Annotated in this window: 18 protein-coding genes; 9 read left to right on the forward strand and 9 right to left on the reverse strand. The window is 49.9% G+C overall.

Annotated features, from left to right (window positions below; translation table 11 throughout):
* Positions 1 to 17: 17 nt before the first annotated feature.
* Both hemA and FIV45_RS09020 read right to left on the reverse strand, forming a co-directional pair.
* Positions 18 to 1,238: a 5-aminolevulinate synthase gene (hemA, locus tag FIV45_RS09015; RefSeq protein ID WP_099474773.1), complete on the reverse strand. Its 1,221-nt coding sequence runs from the start codon at positions 1,236 to 1,238 to the stop codon at positions 18 to 20.
* A gap of 234 nt (positions 1,239 to 1,472) precedes the next feature.
* Positions 1,473 to 1,991: a MarR family winged helix-turn-helix transcriptional regulator gene (locus FIV45_RS09020; RefSeq protein WP_099474775.1), complete on the reverse strand. Its 519-nt coding sequence runs from the start codon at positions 1,989 to 1,991 to the stop codon at positions 1,473 to 1,475.
* A gap of 221 nt (positions 1,992 to 2,212) precedes the next feature.
* Between FIV45_RS09020 and hemB the strand changes: the two genes are divergently transcribed.
* On the forward strand, positions 2,213 to 3,223 hold the full coding sequence (hemB, locus tag FIV45_RS09025; RefSeq protein WP_099474777.1) for a porphobilinogen synthase: 1,011 nt from the start codon (positions 2,213 to 2,215) through the stop codon (positions 3,221 to 3,223).
* On the opposite strand, the gene motA is transcribed toward hemB, so the two are convergent.
* On the reverse strand, positions 3,220 to 4,095 hold the full coding sequence (gene motA / locus FIV45_RS09030) for a flagellar motor stator protein MotA (protein ID WP_099474779.1): 876 nt from the start codon (positions 4,093 to 4,095) through the stop codon (positions 3,220 to 3,222). The two genes, hemB and motA, sit on opposite strands and share 4 nt — an antisense overlap.
* Positions 4,096 to 4,248: 153 nt before the next feature.
* Complete coding sequence (locus FIV45_RS09035) at positions 4,249 to 5,187, reverse strand: lipid II:glycine glycyltransferase FemX (RefSeq protein ID WP_099474780.1); 939 nt, start codon at positions 5,185 to 5,187, stop codon at positions 4,249 to 4,251.
* 132 nt (positions 5,188 to 5,319) lie between these two features.
* Here FIV45_RS09035 and FIV45_RS18455 point away from each other — a divergent pair, with 132 nt between their 5' ends.
* The 8 genes from FIV45_RS18455 (at position 5,320) to FIV45_RS09070 (ending at position 14,043) form a co-directional block, all read left to right on the forward strand.
* Positions 5,320 to 5,490, forward strand: a complete 171-nt coding sequence (locus tag FIV45_RS18455; RefSeq protein WP_165777080.1) for a hypothetical protein — start codon at positions 5,320 to 5,322, stop codon at positions 5,488 to 5,490.
* A 102-nt stretch (positions 5,491 to 5,592) separates the two neighbouring features.
* A complete protein-coding gene (locus FIV45_RS09040; protein ID WP_099474782.1) occupies positions 5,593 to 6,825 on the forward strand; it encodes a threonine ammonia-lyase in 1,233 nt (410 codons plus the stop codon).
* A 117-nt stretch (positions 6,826 to 6,942) separates the two neighbouring features.
* Positions 6,943 to 7,824, forward strand: coding sequence for a flagellar motor protein MotB (motB, locus tag FIV45_RS09045; protein WP_099474784.1), 882 nt, complete (start codon positions 6,943 to 6,945; stop codon positions 7,822 to 7,824).
* Positions 7,825 to 7,978: 154 nt separating this feature from the next.
* Positions 7,979 to 9,826 (forward strand): SLC13 family permease, encoded by a 1,848-nt coding sequence (locus FIV45_RS09050; protein WP_099474786.1) that lies wholly within the window; start codon positions 7,979 to 7,981, stop codon positions 9,824 to 9,826.
* Positions 9,827 to 9,961: 135 nt separating this feature from the next.
* Entirely contained in the window at positions 9,962 to 10,702 is a 741-nt protein-coding gene (locus FIV45_RS09055; protein ID WP_099474787.1) for an arginyltransferase, read from the forward strand.
* A gap of 114 nt (positions 10,703 to 10,816) precedes the next feature.
* Entirely contained in the window at positions 10,817 to 11,923 is a 1,107-nt protein-coding gene (locus FIV45_RS09060; protein WP_099474788.1) for a TRAP transporter substrate-binding protein, read from the forward strand.
* A 6-nt stretch (positions 11,924 to 11,929) separates the two neighbouring features.
* Positions 11,930 to 12,475 (forward strand): TRAP transporter small permease subunit, encoded by a 546-nt coding sequence (locus tag FIV45_RS09065; RefSeq protein WP_204602340.1) that lies wholly within the window; start codon positions 11,930 to 11,932, stop codon positions 12,473 to 12,475.
* Positions 12,475 to 14,043: a TRAP transporter large permease gene (locus tag FIV45_RS09070; protein ID WP_099475005.1), complete on the forward strand. Its 1,569-nt coding sequence runs from the start codon at positions 12,475 to 12,477 to the stop codon at positions 14,041 to 14,043. Before FIV45_RS09065 ends, FIV45_RS09070 begins: the two co-directional genes overlap by 1 nt.
* A gap of 12 nt (positions 14,044 to 14,055) precedes the next feature.
* Here FIV45_RS09070 and FIV45_RS09075 read toward each other — a convergent pair whose 3' ends face one another.
* The 5 genes from FIV45_RS09075 to parC all read right to left on the reverse strand — a co-directional run bounded on the left by FIV45_RS09075 (position 14,056) and on the right by parC (position 18,237).
* Positions 14,056 to 14,280, reverse strand: a complete 225-nt coding sequence (locus FIV45_RS09075; RefSeq protein WP_099474790.1) for a helix-turn-helix transcriptional regulator — start codon at positions 14,278 to 14,280, stop codon at positions 14,056 to 14,058.
* 3 nt (positions 14,281 to 14,283) lie between these two features.
* Positions 14,284 to 14,751, reverse strand: coding sequence for a hypothetical protein (locus FIV45_RS09080; protein ID WP_099474793.1), 468 nt, complete (start codon positions 14,749 to 14,751; stop codon positions 14,284 to 14,286).
* 99 nt (positions 14,752 to 14,850) lie between these two features.
* Entirely contained in the window at positions 14,851 to 15,432 is a 582-nt protein-coding gene (locus tag FIV45_RS09085; RefSeq protein ID WP_181040171.1) for a hypothetical protein, read from the reverse strand.
* Entirely contained in the window at positions 15,414 to 15,980 is a 567-nt protein-coding gene (locus tag FIV45_RS09090; RefSeq protein WP_204602342.1) for a GNAT family N-acetyltransferase, read from the reverse strand. Before FIV45_RS09090 ends, FIV45_RS09085 begins: the two co-directional genes overlap by 19 nt.
* A gap of 19 nt (positions 15,981 to 15,999) precedes the next feature.
* The gene (gene parC, locus FIV45_RS09095) at positions 16,000 to 18,237 is read right to left on the reverse strand and encodes a DNA topoisomerase IV subunit A (RefSeq protein ID WP_099474796.1); all 2,238 of its coding nucleotides are present in this window, start codon (positions 18,235 to 18,237) and stop codon (positions 16,000 to 16,002) included.
* Between the last annotated feature and the right edge of the window lie 64 nt (positions 18,238 to 18,301).

The raw sequence follows: 18,301 nt of genomic DNA on the forward strand, positions 1-18,301 counted from the left end.
CTCTTTCACTCACCCTTTCAGGCGGCGTTGGCAAACTTCTTCACGTCGAGTTGCGCCCAGACCGCTGACAGAGATGTGATCAGGTGATCAACCATCTCATCAGTGTGCAAAGGACTTGGGGTAAAGCGTAAACGCTCCAATCCCCGGGGAACAGTCGGGAAATTGATCGGCTGAACATAGATGTTGAACTCATCCAGCAAGATATCCGAAGCCTGCTTACAAATCACAGGATCGCCAACCAATACAGGTACGATATGACTGACCGATGGCATAACCGGTAAGTCCGCCGCCCGCATTTTTTCTTTCAATACGGCCGCACGTTCCTGGTGTATCTGACGTTCAATCTGGCTTTCTTTTAAATGCCGCACACTGGCCAGCGCACCCGCTGTTACAACGGGTGACAGGGATGTTGTAAAAATAAACCCGGACGCAAAAGTACGTACCGCATCAACGATGTCCGCTGTAGAAGTAATATACCCTCCCATCAGACCGAAAGCCTTACCCAGCGTTCCTTCAATAACAGTTAACCGATCCATCAGGTTTTCCCGATCTGCAAGACCGCCGCCACGAAGGCCATACATGCCAACCGCATGTACTTCATCCAGATAGGTCAGGGCATTATACTTGTCCGCCAGATCACAGAATTCCCTGATGGGCGCGAAATCGCCGTCCATTGAATAAACGGATTCAAAGGCAATCAGTTTCGGAACATTGGGATCGCAGGCCTTCAGCAGGCTTTCGAGATGTTCAACATCGTTATGGCGGAAAATATGTTTCTCACAACCGCTGTGGCGAATGCCTTCAATCATAGAGGCATGATTAAGCGCATCGGAGAAAATCACACATCCCGGCATCAATTTCGCCATGGTGCTGATGGTGGCTTCGTTGGAGATGTAACCAGACGTGAACAGCAGCCCCGCTTCCTTACCATGCAGGTCGGCGAGCTCCTGTTCCAACAGGACATGATAATGATTGTTTCCGCTGATGTTACGGGTACCGCCGGCACCGGCGCCGGTATTGCGCAGAGCATCTTCCATCGCGCTGATGACTTTGGGATGTTGCCCCATGCCAAGATAATCATTACTACACCAGACGGTAATGTCTTTTACGCCGTCCTCGGTATACCACGTTGCATTAGGAAAACTGCCTCGCTGGCGTTCAATATCAGTAAAGACACGATAACGCCCCTCATTCTTCACCGACTTGATAGCGTCAGAAAAAATCCGATCATAATCCATATGCGTGGCCTAACTTAAAAATATAATCACCGGGACGTCGCAAGGTTCCGCCCAAAAACAAAAACTTAGCAAGTTTACTTTTTAACGGCTCCGCTTTATCACAATCCTGTCATAAAACACAGTGTTAAATGCATAAACTACGTTATTATAGTATCCGGCGTCTTATATCGTGTCAAACGCCAGATGGACTATAATTGTGATTATTTATACTTATTTGACGCAAATCAATCTGGATTAATATGCTTGGAAACGCAGCTGATCTGTCCAGAAGCTTTCCAGTTTGCGTAAGGAATTACGCATTTCAGAAACGTCCGCGTCAGCAAATACATTTTTTTCCTGAACGGTTTTGAGATTCTCATCAAACAAATCACCAACGAGATCGCAAACTTTTTTGCCTTCATCACTCAACCAAATGCGTAATGCGCGTCTATCATGCTCTGCCCGTTCCTGCTTGATGTAACCGGCCTCAACAAGTTTCTTCAGGTTATAGGAAACATTGGACCCAAGATAATACCCCCGATTACGCAAATCACCGGCCGTCATTTCATGATCGCCGATATTATACAGTAACAAGGCTTGTACACTGTTCACATCATTCATGCCAACACCGTCCAGACGATTTTTTACAATGTCCAGCATCCTGCGATGAAGTCTTTCGATCAACCGAAGGCACTCTAGAAAGTCCAGCTTTGTTCTGGCTTCCGGTGTCTCATGTCCCCCGATTAAACTGCTGCTGTGGCCTGCCACTGTCATTATTATTATCCCTGTAATATGGTAATTCTCGATATTTCAACCCGGTATTTATAGTATGAAAACTCCTAATAAGGTCTTAACCGCCGCAAAAATATTTTCCCCACCTGCCCTGAAAAAACGGCGCTTTCAGGTAAATTAGAGACAAGATTTAGATAAAATTTGGCATTATCCGGGCAATGTATTATGGTGCAGAAATTCTCATATAATCAGGTTGATAACGCATGAACACCCCCTCCCTTCCCGGAAAATATCCTTATTCCCGTCCCCGCAGAAACCGGAAAAGTGGCTGGTCACGCCGCTTGGTGCGGGAAAATGAACTGACCGTCAATGACCTGATCTGGCCGGTTTTTGTCCAGGAAGGTCAAGCTCAATCAACGGAAATCGGGTCAATGCCGGGCGTATCGCGTCTGTCCATTGATCTCCTGTTGCCGGAAATCGAAAAAGCCGCCGCTCTTGGCATTCCCGCAGTCGCCCTTTTCCCCCAGACCCCGCAAAACCTGAAAACAGAAGATGGGCAGGAAGCCTTTAACCCGGACAATCTGATCTGCCGCACCGTGCGCGCCATTAAGGATACCGTACCGGATATCGGCGTAATTTGTGATGTAGCGCTTGACCCCTATACCAGCCATGGACAGGACGGGATATTGGTCGACGGTTATGTCGCCAACGACCTTACCCTCGAAACATTACAACAACAGGCTCTGGTTCAGGCTGAAGCCGGATGTGATATTCTCGCCCCGTCAGACATGATGGATGGCCGCGTCGCCGCCATTCGTGAGGTTCTGGAAGAAGAGCAATTTGTCAATGTTCAGATCATGGCATACGCGGCGAAATATGCATCGGCGTTTTATGGACCGTTCCGTGATGCTGTGGGCTCCAGCGCCAATATAAAATCGGGCGGCAAGCACAGTTATCAGATGGACCCCGGCAATACAGATGAGGCCCTGCGCGAAGTCATGATGGATATAGAGGAAGGCGCCGATATGCTGATCGTCAAGCCCGGCATGCCATATCTCGACATCATACAGCGTGTAACGTCCGAAACCAGCTTCCCGACCTTCGCCTATCAAGTGAGTGGGGAATATGCCATGCTACACGCGGCGGCTCAAAACGGCTGGCTGGATCTGGATCAGGTGATGATGGAAAGTCTGCTCGCGTTTAAACGCGCTGGCGCCTCTGGTATCTTGACGTATTTCGCCCCCACAGTTGCCCAACTTTTGGCAGATCGTTAAGTCAGCAGGTCATTGGGCAGCTCATTTACTGCTTCATCAAGTTCATAGAAACTTGGCTGCATCTCGCTTGGGACGCTTTTCCGGCCAATCTCGACCGAAATTTGTGGCGCATTGCCATGCAGATGCGACACGATGATATCCTTGATCACATTGAAGAAATGACCTTCTTCGTCAACGACCTGTTGTAATTTCACCGCAACAGGGCTCGCGACCGTGTAAGAAATCAGAATACCGAGAAAGGTTCCCACAAGGGCTCCCCCGATCATGGCACCAAGAACCTCAACGGGCTGATCAATACTGCCCATTGTCTTCACAATCCCCAGAACCGCAGCAACAATACCGAGCGCCGGAAAGGATTCCCCTAAAACGCTCAAGGCATGGGCGCCTTCACTTTCTTCATGATGATGTTTTTCCAGATCTTTCAACAACACATCTTCGACCTGGTGAGGATCGTCGAAATTCATTGTCGTCATCCGTAAATAATCACAAATGAAGTCGGTCACATGGTGATCCGCGCTAACTTTCGGGAAATTGTTGAAAATCTTGCTGTCATGCGGCTCTTCAATGTGTGGTTCCAGGGCGATAACACCTTTGGACTTTATCAGTTTCGTCAAAAGAAACATCAGGCACAACAAGTCTTTATAATCTTCTGCTTTCCATTTCGACCCTTTGAAAGCATGGCCGAGCCCCTTCATCCCCTTTTTTGCAACGCTGCTATTGTTACTTACCAGATAAGACCCAATACCCGCCCCGCCAATGATCATACCTTCAATAGGCAGCGCTTTAAGGATAGGCGCCATTTTCCCGCCGGCGATGACATAGCCGCCAAACACCATTCCCATTGTAAAAAGTATACCAACAATTATAAGCATATTAATCAGAGCCTCATTTCCACGCAAAATACACTTTGCGGAGTCTATAATTTTGTCATTATTTGAAACAGTTATAGGAAATGGGGGTTAAAGAAGTGTTGCAACAAGAAGAAAAAATATAAAATTTTAGTATTTAAACTTCTGCCCGGTAAATTACATATATGTCCCGATCAAACTGATTGGCGTTCCACCGAAGCCAAGCTTGAAACGGGCGATATCTGCGCCATCCTCAGTATTGATGCCGCCCAAATCTATCATGACAACACCTTCCGACTTTAATTTCAGAATTGTTTTCCAGAGCAGGAAATGAAGCGCATTGCGGTTACGTCCTTCCGGTCCGTTCCAGCCAATATGATACGTGGCACACCGCCCATGCCGTAGAAACAAGGCTCCTGCAAGCGGTTCCCGCATCCCTTCATCCAAGGCAAAGGCTGTAAAGACCCCGGCCCCAGCAGCGCTGTTCCGCCCGTAACTCTTAACCAGTTTTGTCGGCAGACCCTGATATTTTTTATCTTTTTGCTGTTTCTTTTCATGTTTCAGCAACCAGTCGATATGGTAATGGTGATGATCGCCATATTGTATGTCCATATGGCTTTTTTCCGCCTTGCGGATGCTTGTCCGGGTTTTGCCATACAGTTTCTGCCACAGATCCTCTTCAGTCCGGTTGATATCCAACAAAACCGTCGAATATCCTGTAATAACACGACGAAACCCCATGTCTTTATAACTTTGATGACTTTCTGTTTCATCCGGGCTGAAAGCAAAGAGGTTGAATGATTTTAGAGGAAAATGTAGCCGTATTTTTTCCAGAACCTCCTTTTTGATATCAGCGGAAACAGGTCTCAACCACAAAGGAGCTCTTAAAAGCAATGCGACCTTCAGAAAACCGAAGAAACGGCGAGTCACGACCTGCCCCATGCCGATGGGGTCAAGTCCGTCATATACCACAAAGCGGTTCACATTGACTTTATTCCGGTTAAAAATGGTGCCATAGGCCCACGCCTGTTGAAAGGAACAGTGTTCAGCCTGGCTTAAATGCCGATCCCATTCCTTTTGGGTCATGTGGTTCCAGTCGATGATTAACTCTGTCATAATATAATTATAGTATTAAAGGTCCCAATCAGATAATTTATGTTAGCATGCGAATTACGCTAAAGTTCGAATAACACAGTCAATCTAAACGGTTTTAAAATGTTTGGTAGGAAAAAATTTAGACAAAATATCATGGGGCATGAAATTAGCGCCCCAAGACCCACCAAATGGGCCTATTATTATATTCTCAAATATATTGGCCTGCCTCTGTGCATGATACTGACCGGTATGGATATCATTCTGTTTTTCGTCTTTAAATACGGTTTCGACAGCTGTTACGGCGTCTTTTGCCTGATCAATTAGTTTTTCCTGCTGTTTTATGTAAGATTATTTTGGACTTTCCCCCATTTTCGCCATATATCTTGCTCTACAACGCCATTTATTATAATTATATTCGGATCCAAGATGACACAGTCCCCAGTTTCGGTAACTTTCCAGGATGTTCAAAAAGCAGCACTGGCGATTGATGGCGCCATTGCCAAGACGCCATTGAACAAATCAATTACCTTGTCAAAGCTCACCGGAGCCGAAATTTACATTAAATTCGAAAACCTGCAATTCACCGCCTCGTTCAAAGAACGCGGGGCCCTGAATAAACTTATGAATCTTACTGAAGTGCAGAAAAAGAATGGCGTTATCGCGGCTTCTGCGGGCAATCATGCCCAGGGCGTCGCCTATCATGGTAGCCGCCTGGGCATTCCGACCACCATTGTCATGCCCGTCAACACACCTTTTGTTAAAGTGCGACAGACAGAAGAACATGGCGCCACGGTAGTCATGCACGGTGAGCGTTTCGATGATACCGCCGAATACGCCTTGCAACTTGCCGAAGAACGCAACCTGACTCTGGTCCATCCTTTTAATGATGAAGATGTCATCGCCGGTCAGGGTACTCTGGGCATCGAAATGCTCGAAGCCTGTCCTGATCTCGACGTTATACTGGTTCCTGTCGGCGGCGGCGGCTTGATTTCAGGCATCGCAATAGCTGCTAAGCATATCAACCCTGACATAGAGGTCATTGGCGTACAGGCGGAGCGCTTCCCTTCCCTGCACAGAGCCATCAATAATAACGAATATATCGCCCAGGGCTCTACCCTGGCCGAGGGCATTGCCGTCAAAACCATTGGCGAGAAAACCGGCGCCATCTGTAAAGAACTTGTCGACGATATTCTTCTGGTGACAGAAGATGAGTTGGAAAAGGCGCTTTGCATGCTGTTAACCATTGAAAAAACCGTGCCGGAAGGGGCTGGCGCAGCTCCCCTGGCCGCTGTTAATACCTACCCGGAACGTTTCAAAGGTAAAAAAGTCGGCATGGTTCTGAGTGGTGGCAACATTGATCCACGCCTGCTCGCCTCCCTGTTGATGCGTGGCCTGGTGCGAGAAGGCCGCATTACCCGCCTGCGTATTGTTCTGATGGATGTACCGGGGGCTCTGGCGCAAATATCACGGATAATCGGCGACCTGGGCGGTAACATCATTGATGTCTCTCATCACCGCCTGTTCACGGAACTACCGGCGAAAGAAACCTATTCCAATGTTACTCTGGAAACCCGGGACAGCGAGAATCTGCAGGATATTTTAAATGGATTACGGGCTGCCGGCTTTACGGTACATGTAAACCGTGCATCCGACCTGTAACCGGGGAAAATTATCTTATAAGCGGCTGTTTCAACACTGGAACTAACATTATTTTAACCTTACCGCCCCATGATGTGCCTGTAACTGATTTTATAAGTACAGAATGGCGGTAAAATAATGGCGGATGAAGCACGCCCAATCATTATTAAACGGGTAAAAAAAGTATCAGGCGGGTCCCATGGGGGGGCCTGGAAGGTGGCTTATGCGGACTTTGTTACCGCCATGATGGCGTTCTTTCTGATGTTATGGTTGTTGAATGCGACATCAAAAGACCAAAAAAAGGGGCTGGCGGATTATTTTACGCCGACAACAGCTTCGACCGAATCTTCCTCTGGCTCCGGCGATATTCTTGGCGGCGTTTCACTAAATACTGACGGGGCGCAGGATAGTGCGGTAACCGTTTCAATTCCCAATACCGCGGCCGAGGCAACTCCACCAAAAGACGCCGAAGAAGAGGCAAAATCGAAAGAAGAAGAATTTGAAGAAATGGTCGCCAAAAAGGAACAGACCTATTTCGAAGAAATGACCGATGACCTCAAAACCGCCATACAACAAAATCCGGAACTGGCGCAGCTTAAAAATCAGGTATTAATTGACATTACCGAAGATGGCATGCGCATCCAGTTGGTCGACAAAGACAACCGTCCCATGTTCCGCCCCGCAAAGGCCGATCTTTATAATTATGCTGAAAAAATGTTGAAGCAGATCGCCAAGGTGGTCATCAAAATGCCCAATCGTATTTCCATATCAGGTCATACCGATGCCACGCCGTTTTCAGGCCGGAGCAATTACTCAAACTGGGAACTGAGCGCAGACAGAGCCAACGCCAGCCGTCGGGTTCTGAGCGAATCCGGCGTCCACAGTGGCCGCCTGGCCGAAGTTATGGGCAAAGCATCCACAGAACCGCTTTTGCCAGATCAGCCGAAGCGCTCAGAAAATCGCAGAATTACCATTCTTCTGCTGCGGGAATCTCCGACTTTACCGGCTGGTTTTATGTAAAATACTCCCGGAACCGCCCCTGCTTCACGGCTTGCTGGCGATTTAAGGCTTTTTTGAGCGACATCCCCATTGTACCTTGCTATGATGTGATAAAAGTTTAATATACAGCGCTATATTGTATATTAAACAAGGATTTAGCACAGGAATTACGTGTATGGAATTAGTGCAGTCATCCGTCCAGATGTGGGCGACTTTTGCGGTTATTCTCGTTGCGATTGTATTCTACGCTTGGGACAGGATCTCCATGGAGGTCACTTCCCTCGGCACCATATCACTCTTGCTGTTGATCTTTCACTTTATACCGGTATATGACGCTCAAGGCACCAACATTCTGGACCTGACCGTCCTGTTAGCCGGATTCGCCGATCCCGCCCTGATCACCATTCTGGCTTTACTGGTGATTGGTCAGGGCATGGTGCAAACCGGCGCACTTGAGACACCGGCACAAATCATTGTCAAACACGGCATTGCCTATCCGCGCCGGGTGATCCTTGCCTGTCTGATTACCGTTATGGTGATCAGTGCCCTGTTGAACAATACCCCTGTTGTGGTGATTTTCATTCCCATCATGATTACGTTGATGGATAAAATGGATAAATCCGCAGGGCTCGTGCTGATGCCTCTGAGTTTTGTTGCTATTCTTGGCGGCATGACCACCCTGATTGGGTCGAGCACCAACCTTCTGGTGGCCGGAAGCTACAAGAGCCAGACCGGCATTGATATCGGATTCTTCGACTTTACCATTCCAGGTTTGTTTCTCGCTGGGCTGGGCCTTATCTATGTGATGTTTATTGCCCCGCTTATATTACCGAAAAAACTATCCTCGACCGAGGAAACTCAAGTCATCACCGGCAAGCAATTTATCGTTCAGCTTGACCTGGTGGAAGGTAATTCCCTGATTGGTAAGAAATCAGTAGCCGGCATGTTTCCCGATCTTACCCGAATGACGGTGCGTCTGGTGCAACGGGGCCGGAAATCCTTTCTGCCCCCGTTTGACGACATCACCTTTCAGGAAGGCGATTCCATTATCCTTGCCACGACCCGGGCAATTTTAACCGAAAAACTGTCCAAAAACCCGGACCTGCTGAAAGGCATACTGACCGATCCCGAATCCAGTGATGAGAATACCGTAACTGAAGTTTCCCGTGGGCAGAAAATCGCCGAGGTAATCATTGCCCCCGCCTCACGTCTGGATGGTCGCACCCTGGAACAGGTTGGCTACCATCTGCAAGGCGGCTGCAAGGTGCTTGGCATACAACGGCGGTCCCGCATGATTCGATCTTCCATGAATGACATTCGTCTGGAGGCCGGGGATATTCTTCTCGTGGTGGGAACATCCGCCCAAATCAACGCCCTGCGCATGAACAAAGATGTCATGCTGATGGAGTGGTCGACCCGCGAAGTCCCCATCCTGTCTGACAGTTGGAAAGCGCTAGGCATTTTCAGTGGCGTCGTCGCCTTTGCCTCGACAGGTATTGTTCCCATCCCCATCACCGCCACCTGTGGCGCTTTTCTGATGATTGCCCTGGGATGTCTCAATATTCGACAAGCCAGTCGGGCCGTAGACCGGCGTATTTTCCTGCTGATCGGGGCGGCGCTTGCCATGGGCGCATCCCTGCAAGCCACAGGCGGCGCCAATTATCTTGCCGACAGAATGGTGCATCTTCTGGATGGTGCCAGCGTCGCCGTAACCTTGTCCGCCTTTTTCCTTCTGGTCGCGCTGCTGACCAATATGCTCAGCAATAATGCCACTGCGGTGCTTTTCACACCCATCGCCATCAATATGGCCACCAAACTGGGGGTCGATCCGATGATATTCGTGACAGCTGTTATTTTCGCCGCCAACTGCTCATTCGCGACCCCTATGGGCTATCAGACCAATCTTCTCGTGATGGGGCCCGGTAACTACAAATTTAATGATTTCCTGAAAGTCGGGGTGCCCCTGATCCTTATTCTGTGGATCGGCTACAGCTTTTTCGCACCGTGGTATTATGGATTCTAACCCTCAAAACAGAGGGATAAAGAACAGTGGAGATCCGGCCAAAGCAGGCGTATAATTATCCAGGACTTTAAGTTTTATTTACTTTTCCCACATAAACTGAAAGAAATAACCTCTTATTGATCAAGGCAAACTACGGTGACTAACCAATCTTCCCAATTCCCGCGCTTTTATGTGACAGCGCCGCATCCCTGCCCTTATCTGGAAGACAGACTGGAAAGGAAGATTTTCACCGAAATCAACGAACAAAACCCCGAAGGTTTGCACGAATCCCTCGCCAAGGTAGGGTTTCGCCGCAGCCAGGATATCGCCTACAGACCCAATTGCGAAAATTGTGCGGAATGCAAATCCGTGCGCATCCCCGTCAATGCCTTTACCCCGAGCCGGACTCAACGACGCCTGATCAATCTCAATGCAGATCTTGTGTCTGACATTCTGCCCAACAAGGCTACCCAGGAACATTATGATCTGCTCAGCCGCTATCTCGCGGTGCGCCACGCCGAAGGCGGCATGGTAAACATGAGCTATGACGAGTATGAGGCCATGGTTGAATGCAGCCCCATATCCACCAACTTGATCGAATATCGCCTGCCCGCAACTTCCGACGCCCCCGGCAAGCTTATAGCCGTGTGCCTGACCGATTCCATGAGTGACAGCATATCGATGGTGTACAGCTTTTTTGACGTCAGTCCTGATAACAAAAAACGCAGCATCGGCACCTATCTGGTGCTTGATCATGTGGCCAGGGCACAGGTAACGCAACTGTCCCATGTTTATCTGGGCTATTGGGTCAAGGAGAGTCCTAAGATGGCCTATAAGATGAAATTCAAACCCCTTGAAGTTCTCAGCACCGAAGGCTGGCACCGCGCCACAGCGTGATCCACTGAATGATCCTGAAAATTACGTCCCCTGACCGCTTGTCAAGGGCGGCTCAGCTATCTATACTCCCTGAAAACAAACAAATAATCACGTCAAAATATGAGGGACTGCTTTATGAAGCGTCGTACTTTTCTCACCACTTCCGCCGCTGCACTAGGTGGCGCTGCCGCGAGTGCTGAACTCTCTGCACCACTATATGCCAAGGGCAAGCGACGTCTTAAAATGGTCACAACCTGGCCCAAACGTTTTCCGGGGCTCGGCACCCGCGCCGAACAACTGGCTGAAGACATTGAAACAGCCACCGATGGCCGCATCAAGATCAAGGTCTATGCCGCCAACGAACTGGTTCCCGCGCTCGGCGTATTCGATGCCGTCAGTGCCGGAAAGGCCGATATCTATCATGGCGCCGATTATTACTGGCAAGGAAAGCATCAGGCCTTCGCCTTTTTCGCGGCGGTGCCTTTCGGCCTGAATGCCATGGAAATGTCCCAATGGATTAATTTTGGCGGCGGTCAGGAATTATGGGATGAGCTCGCCGGAGGATTCAATCTCAAATCCCTGATCTGCTGCACCACTGGTGTCCAGATGGGTGGATGGTATAAAAAAGAAATCAACAGCCTCGCCGACTTCAAAGGCCTGCGCATCCGCATCCCAGGACTGGGGGGTGAAGTACTCAAACGTCTGGGCGCAACCCCCGTCACCAAGGCCGGTGGCGAGATATTCCTTGCGCTAAGTCAGGGAAACATTGATGCGTCAGAATGGGTAGGGCCCTGGAATGACATGGCGTTCGGTTTCCAGAACATCACTAAGCATTATTACACGTCGGCTTTTCATGAACCGGGCCCCGCAATTGCGGCCGGCTTTAACCTGGAGGTCTGGAACAGTTTCAGTAAAGCCGATCAGGCATTGATCAGCGCAATTGCCGGGGACAATTACCAAAAATCCCTTGCCGAATATAACGCCCGCAACGCCCAGTCCATGCAGGTTCTGGTGGAAAAACACGGGGTCGAGCTTAAAACATTTTCTGAAGAAATCATGTTAGCTTTGATCAAAACTTCTGATGAGGTCATGCAGGAACTCGCCCAGACAGATGATATGACCCGCCATATTTACAACAGTTATATGGATACCCGCCGCGCCGCGATGGCCTGGAGCAAGGTTGCTGACGAACCTTATCTCATATCACGCCGCCTGTATGAAAACTTTGGTAAGAGACTGTGATATCTTGTGATCATCTCCTTTCTTCAAAAACTTGCCAGAGCCCTCGACAGTTTTAGTGAGGCAACCGGCCGGATTATCAGTTGGCTCACCTTGTGTCTTGTTGTCATGCAATTTGCAATCGTTATCGGCCATTACATCTTTCATGTCGGGGAAATTTTCCTGCAGGAAAGCCTGCTATATATGCACAGCATGATTTTTCTTGGCGCCGCCGCCTATACACTGCGCCATAACGGTCATGTGAGGGTCGATGTTTTCTACTGCCACTTTGGTGAAAAGACCAAAGCCTGGGTCAATCTACTCGGCACGCTTTTCTTTCTGTTGCCGGTGGCCGGCTTTATCGGCTGGATGGCCTGGCCGTATGTCATGGATTCATGGCAAAGCCTGGAAGGGTCCATCGAAAGCAGCGGCATTCAGGCTGTCTATCTGCTGAAAAGCATGATCCTGTTCTTTGCCGTCACAGTTCTGCTTCAGGGGTTCTCGCTGTTACTGCATTCGGTGCTGACCTTATGCGACGCCGAACATCTCAGTGAAGAAAAGCCGGAGACTCTATGATGGATCTTAATATTGTCCTGTGCCTGTTGATGTTTGTTTCTGTTGTTGTCTTTCTGATGAGCGGCTTTCCCGTCGCTTTTACCCTGGGCGGCGTGGCGTTAGTTTATGTCTCTGTCGGGGTTTACTTCGACGAGATCGACGCCGATTTTATTGGCCTGATCCCGGAACGTATTTTCGGCACAATGACCAACGATGTGCTGCTTGCCGTTCCTCTGTTCGTCTTTATGGGGGTAATGCTGGAACGCTCAAGAATAGCCGAAGACCTTCTTGACAGTATGGGTAAACTGATGGGCCGCATGCCGGGCGGCCTCGGCATATCGGTTACGATTGTCGGCGCATTGCTCGCCGCCTCAACTGGCATCGTCGGCGCAACCGTCGTCACCATGGGGCTGCTCAGCCTGCCCACAATGCTCAAGCGCGGCTACAATCCCGCTCTGGCGTGCGGCGCCATTGCGGCCTCCGGCACTCTGGGACAGATCATTCCGCCATCGATCGTCTTGGTATTACTCGGTGATCAGCTATCTTCCGCCTGGCAGACGGCGCAACTTGAAATGGGTAATTATGCCCCTGATCCCCTGTCGGTCGGCGACCTGTTCGCAGGCGCACTGCTGCCGGGCCTTGGTCTGGTTCTGCTCTATATACTGTATCAGGTCGGTGTCGCTTTCTTCAAACCTCACTACGCCCCTCCCTTGCCTCATCAGGCGGCAGAAGACAGGGTATCAACCGTAAAACTTCTCGCGGCGTTTCTGCCGCCCATTCTCCTGATCATCGCCGTTCTCGGTTCCATCATCAGCGGCATTGCCACCCCGACCGAGGCCGCCGCTGTCGGCGCCGTCGGGGCAATACTGATGGCCGGTTACAAACTTGATCCGGAAAATGCAACAGCGATCATCTGCAGCAGCTTGGCTCTGGCCGGACTGATCATCATCACCAATCTGTTTGATCTGCGGATGGGACGGGCGGACATAAATCCTCTGGATTATATCGGCATGGGGGCGGCGGTATTACTGACGGGGGCTGTTGTCTGGGGCGTATTTACCGGAATCCGGCGGGCCTATGGCCATGAAGTTTTACCTCTGGTGATGCAATCCACCACCCGGATTTCAGCCATGATCTTTATGATCCTGATTGGCGCCGCTATGTTTTCTCTGGTGTTTAAAGGATTCGAAGGGGATGAATATATCCATGAGTTCCTTACCAATCTGCCCGGCGGCAAGCTCAGCGCCCTTATACTGGTCATGCTTGTTATGTTTGTGCTTGGTTTCTTCCTCGACTTTATCGAGATCACCTTCGTGGTGGTGCCGATCGTCGCCCCTGTTTTACTGTTGATGGATATTCATCCAATCTGGCTGGGCATTATGATGGCGATGAATCTGCAGACCAGCTTTCTTACCCCGCCGTTCGGCTTTGCTCTCTTTTACCTGCGGGGCGTGGCCCCCGAAGAAGTCAGTACGATGCAGATTTACAAAGGCGCGCTGCCTTATGTGATGATCCAAGTGATCATGCTGGTCATTCTGTGGCATATTCCGGAAATGACCACCTGGCTGCCACAGGTAATTTTTGGATAAAGGCCTCTAACCTCAATCGTCTTCCAATACGCCATATTGAAAGACCTCATTCAGCGGCACGTCAAATGCCGCGGCGATTTTGAAGGCGAGCTCCAGGGACGGTGAATATTTATGCGCTTCCAACGCCAGAATGGTCTGACGCGTGACGCCCACCCGTTTGGCGAGCTCCGCCTGACTGATGCCGCCAGCTTCAAAGCGCAAGATTTTGATATTATTGAAAATTTTAGGCTCCGCCATAGATCAATATCCCCGGCGATAATAAAATAGTCGCGTCACATCCTTGGCAATCGCCGCCCCCACCAGGGTCAGCATCAGGTAGGTCGCCATCCGCAGTCGGGTCAGGGATTCATACTGGAAACTGAAGATGCTGGTGGTGATGTCATTCAGGATCATATGGCCGATCAGAAAAACAATCCCGCCACAAACCACCAGATAGCCGACCTGATATCCCATCGCAGCAAAATGCCGGTCTCTCTCGTCCTGTTTTTCTTCTTTTCCGATGTCCAGCAGCCAGTGAATGGCGATACTGCCCAAAATCGACATCACTATAATTGCCCCCACGATCAGCCCCAATGCTTCGGTATTTTCCGCAAGGCTGCCTTCTAGTCTGAGCAATTTCGGGAAAAAATTAATGGCTATCGCCCCATCGAGAATGAGGTTCGCCCAGATATGTTTTTCACGGCTGGATACGTCCGTTAAAAATGACATGACCTGCTCCTTTTGTTTGTTCAAAAGGAAATGTAATATATATTTTACATAATGTATAGTATTTTATACATTTAGTATGAAATACTATACACTCTATATTTAGCGTACCAGTTTCAGCTTGGCACCCTGATGGTAATAAATCCGTTTCAGGCTAATGCTGCCATCGGGCTGATTATCAAATTTGTCGGTCATCACCTGACGCACCACCAGAATAATATCCCCCGTAACATCCGGCAGTTTAACCTTGGTTTTCAGGACATTATCTTTAACCCGCCGGGGTTTGCAATTGCCTTCCGGACACGGGGATGCAATTTTCATCAGTATGTTTTTATGAGGGATCGGCGTGTTATAATCGGGAATGCTTCGGATCGGCATCACATCCTGCCCATAAAGGTCGGTGGTATAGGACACCACGATATAGCCCGGATGGGTGACATAACCGTCGATCACCAACTCAAGCTCTGACCCCGCCTTGACGGTCAGGGCGTCGGCTTCTTCCACATCCACCCCCGGCGCGCCAAAGGGCGCCACTTTCAACGTGGTGTCGTCCATCCCATGTCCGCCCATCAGCGGCTTTGGAGACACCAGATCAATATGAGCCTGGGCCGTCGCCGTAAATGTAAAAATCAATGCCACTGTCCATAATATTTTATTCAACATTTTCATTCGTTCTGTCTCCATTGTAAAATCTCTTCATCCAGAATAGCCCAGCGTTCGTGATCGCGCCATTTACCGCCGATCTGGAGGTATTTCGGGCTGAAGCCCTCCTTGCGAAATCCTAGTTTTTCCACCAGTTTGATTGATGGAATGTTGTCTGGCTGGATATTGGCTTCAAACCGGTGCAGCCCGAGCTGTTCAACGGCATAGTCCAGCACAAGCTGCATACCTTCCCGCATGTAACCCTGCCCGGCATAGGCTTCGTCTGCATAATAGCCAAGACTTGCCGAGCGGATCACCCCGAGCATGATATTATTGAGGTTCACCACCCCGATCAGGTGGCCTGTGTTGCGGTCAAAGATGAGACACCCCTGGGTCACGCCGCGTTTGATACGGGCAAGGTAATGATCGAAATACTGCGGATCGGCGGAATGATATACCCAAGGCTGATGATAATCCACGTTGCGCTTTAAGAAGTCGAGAAAAACAGCCTGCATCGCCCGCGAAGGCGCCATCACTTTAACCCGTTCCCCCAACCGCAATGATTTAGGCGGGGCGATGATGTTTATCATGGTTCACCCCGCTTACATCTCAGGAAAATCGGTTTGTCGTTGGGAAACCATGCGGCGGCATACGACCCACAGACCCGCGACGTCCAAGCCAGGCGGTCAGGTCGGTTTCCGTCCGCGTTTTTCCACCCTTCATAGGCCAGGACAATCCCTCTTCCGCCTTGAAGGAAATAATGTCCCCCAGCTGCGCTTCATTATACTTCTGCAGAATTGGCCCGCGGCCCCGGTTCATTTGCGGCATCTGATCAATCGGGAAGATCAGCATCTTACGGCTAGTGCCGATGATGGCCACATGATCGTCTTCATCCTCAATGATACGACAGACGGCAACTTTATTTTTACCATCCTCCACATTCATCACCTGTTTGCCATTCTTGGTGCTGGCGATGACGTTGTCGGCGTCGAGCATAAAGCCGCGCCCGCGTTCGGATACCACCATGATCTTCTTGCCCGGCTGATGGACAAACAGACCAATGATTTCTTCTTCATTAGGCAAATCAATCATCAGACGCACCGGTTCACCATGGCCGCGTCCGCCCGGCAATTTGTCACAGCCAAGGGTATAAAAACGGCCATTGCTGGCGACGAGAATCATTTTGTCGGTGGTATAGGCGGTAAAGCCAAATTTCGGTTTATCCCCATCTTTATATTTGATCTTGTCGTCGATCGCCACATGCCCCTTCATCCCCCGGACCCAGCCTTTATGAGAACAGATCACCGTAATGGGTTCTTTCTCGATCATGGCCTCTACCGGGATCATATCAACCACCGGTGCATCGGCGAAGAGCGTTCGGCGCGCTCCAAGTTCTGTCTTGGCGCCAAATTTTTTGCGAATGTCTTTGATCTCGTCCGAAATATGGGTCCAGCGCAGGTCCTCGCTGGCGAGCAGCTCCAGAAGTCCCGCCTTTTCAGCCTCAAGAGCCTCATACTCAGTCTTGATTTCCATCTCTTCCAGTTTACGTAAAGACCGCAAGCGCATGTTGAGAATGGACTCCGCCTGAACTTCGGTCAGCGAGAAAGTATCCATCAGGCATTTCTTGACCGCATCCTCTTCGCGGATGATGCGAATAACCTCGTCCAGATTAAGATAGGCGATCAGATAGCCGCCCAATACTTCCAAACGATGTTCAATCTTGCCCAGACGATATTTAGAGCGCCGCACCAACACGTCCTGCCGATGATCTAGGAATGCCTGCAAAACCTCGCGCAGGCTCATCACCCTGGGGAGTTTGCCGCCTTCCAGCACATTCATGTTCAGTGATGCGCGGGTTTCCAGGTCAGTAAGCCGGAACAGACTTTCCATCAGGACTTCCGGTTCCACGGTACGCGATTTCGGCTCAACGACAATGCGGATATCTTCACTGGATTCATCCAGGATATCGGCAAGAAGCGGCAGTTTTTTCTGATACATCAGATCGGCAATGCGTTCGATCAGTTTCGATTTCTGCACCTGATAGGGGATTTCAGTAATCACGATCTGATACATGCCGCGACCGGTGTCTTCCACTTCCCATTTGGCGCGCAGACGGAAACTGCCACGACCCGTTTCATAAGAACGGATAATGCTTTCCCGCGGTTCGACAATGGTGCCGCCGGTGGGAAAATCTGGTCCGTTAATAAAGGTGACAATCTTTTCAATCGTCGCATTGGGGAACTTAATCAGATGCAATAGCGCATTACAGATTTCCCCGACGTTATGGGGGGGAATGCTGGTCGCCATGCCAACCGCAATCCCGGTGGCGCCATTGGCCAACAAATTGGGGAAATTGGCCGGCATCACGATCGGTTCTTCTTCTTCCCCGTCATAAGTTTCTCGGAAGTCGACCGCGTCCTGATCCAGCCCTTCCATCAGCGCCGTGGCGATGGCTGTCATCCGCGCTTCGGTATAGCGCATGGCCGCCGCATTATCGCCGTCGATGTTGCCGAAGTTGCCCTGACCATCCACAAGGGGATAACGCACGGCAAATTCCTGAGCCAGACGCACCATCGCGTCATAGACCGACTGGTCGCCGTGGGGGTGATATTTACCGATCACATCGCCAACCACGCGGGCGCATTTTTTAAAGCCCGTCTCGGGGTTAAGCTTCAGATGGCGCATGGCAAACAGCAATCGCCGATGCACCGGTTTCAAGCCGTCGCGCACATCCGGCAGCGACCGGGACATGATGGTGGATAAAGCATAGGAAAGGTAACGGTCCCCAAGAGTATCACTCAGGGCCACGTCTAGGACGTTATCGTCATTTACTGAAATATCACTCATGAAAAGACTATAGCAAAAAAAATCTCGGACACCACAAGATATGCTGCTAAAGTATATTTTTTTT

The organism is Paremcibacter congregatus (assembly GCF_006385135.1).
GTDB lineage: Bacteria > Pseudomonadota > Alphaproteobacteria > Sphingomonadales > Emcibacteraceae > Paremcibacter > Paremcibacter congregatus.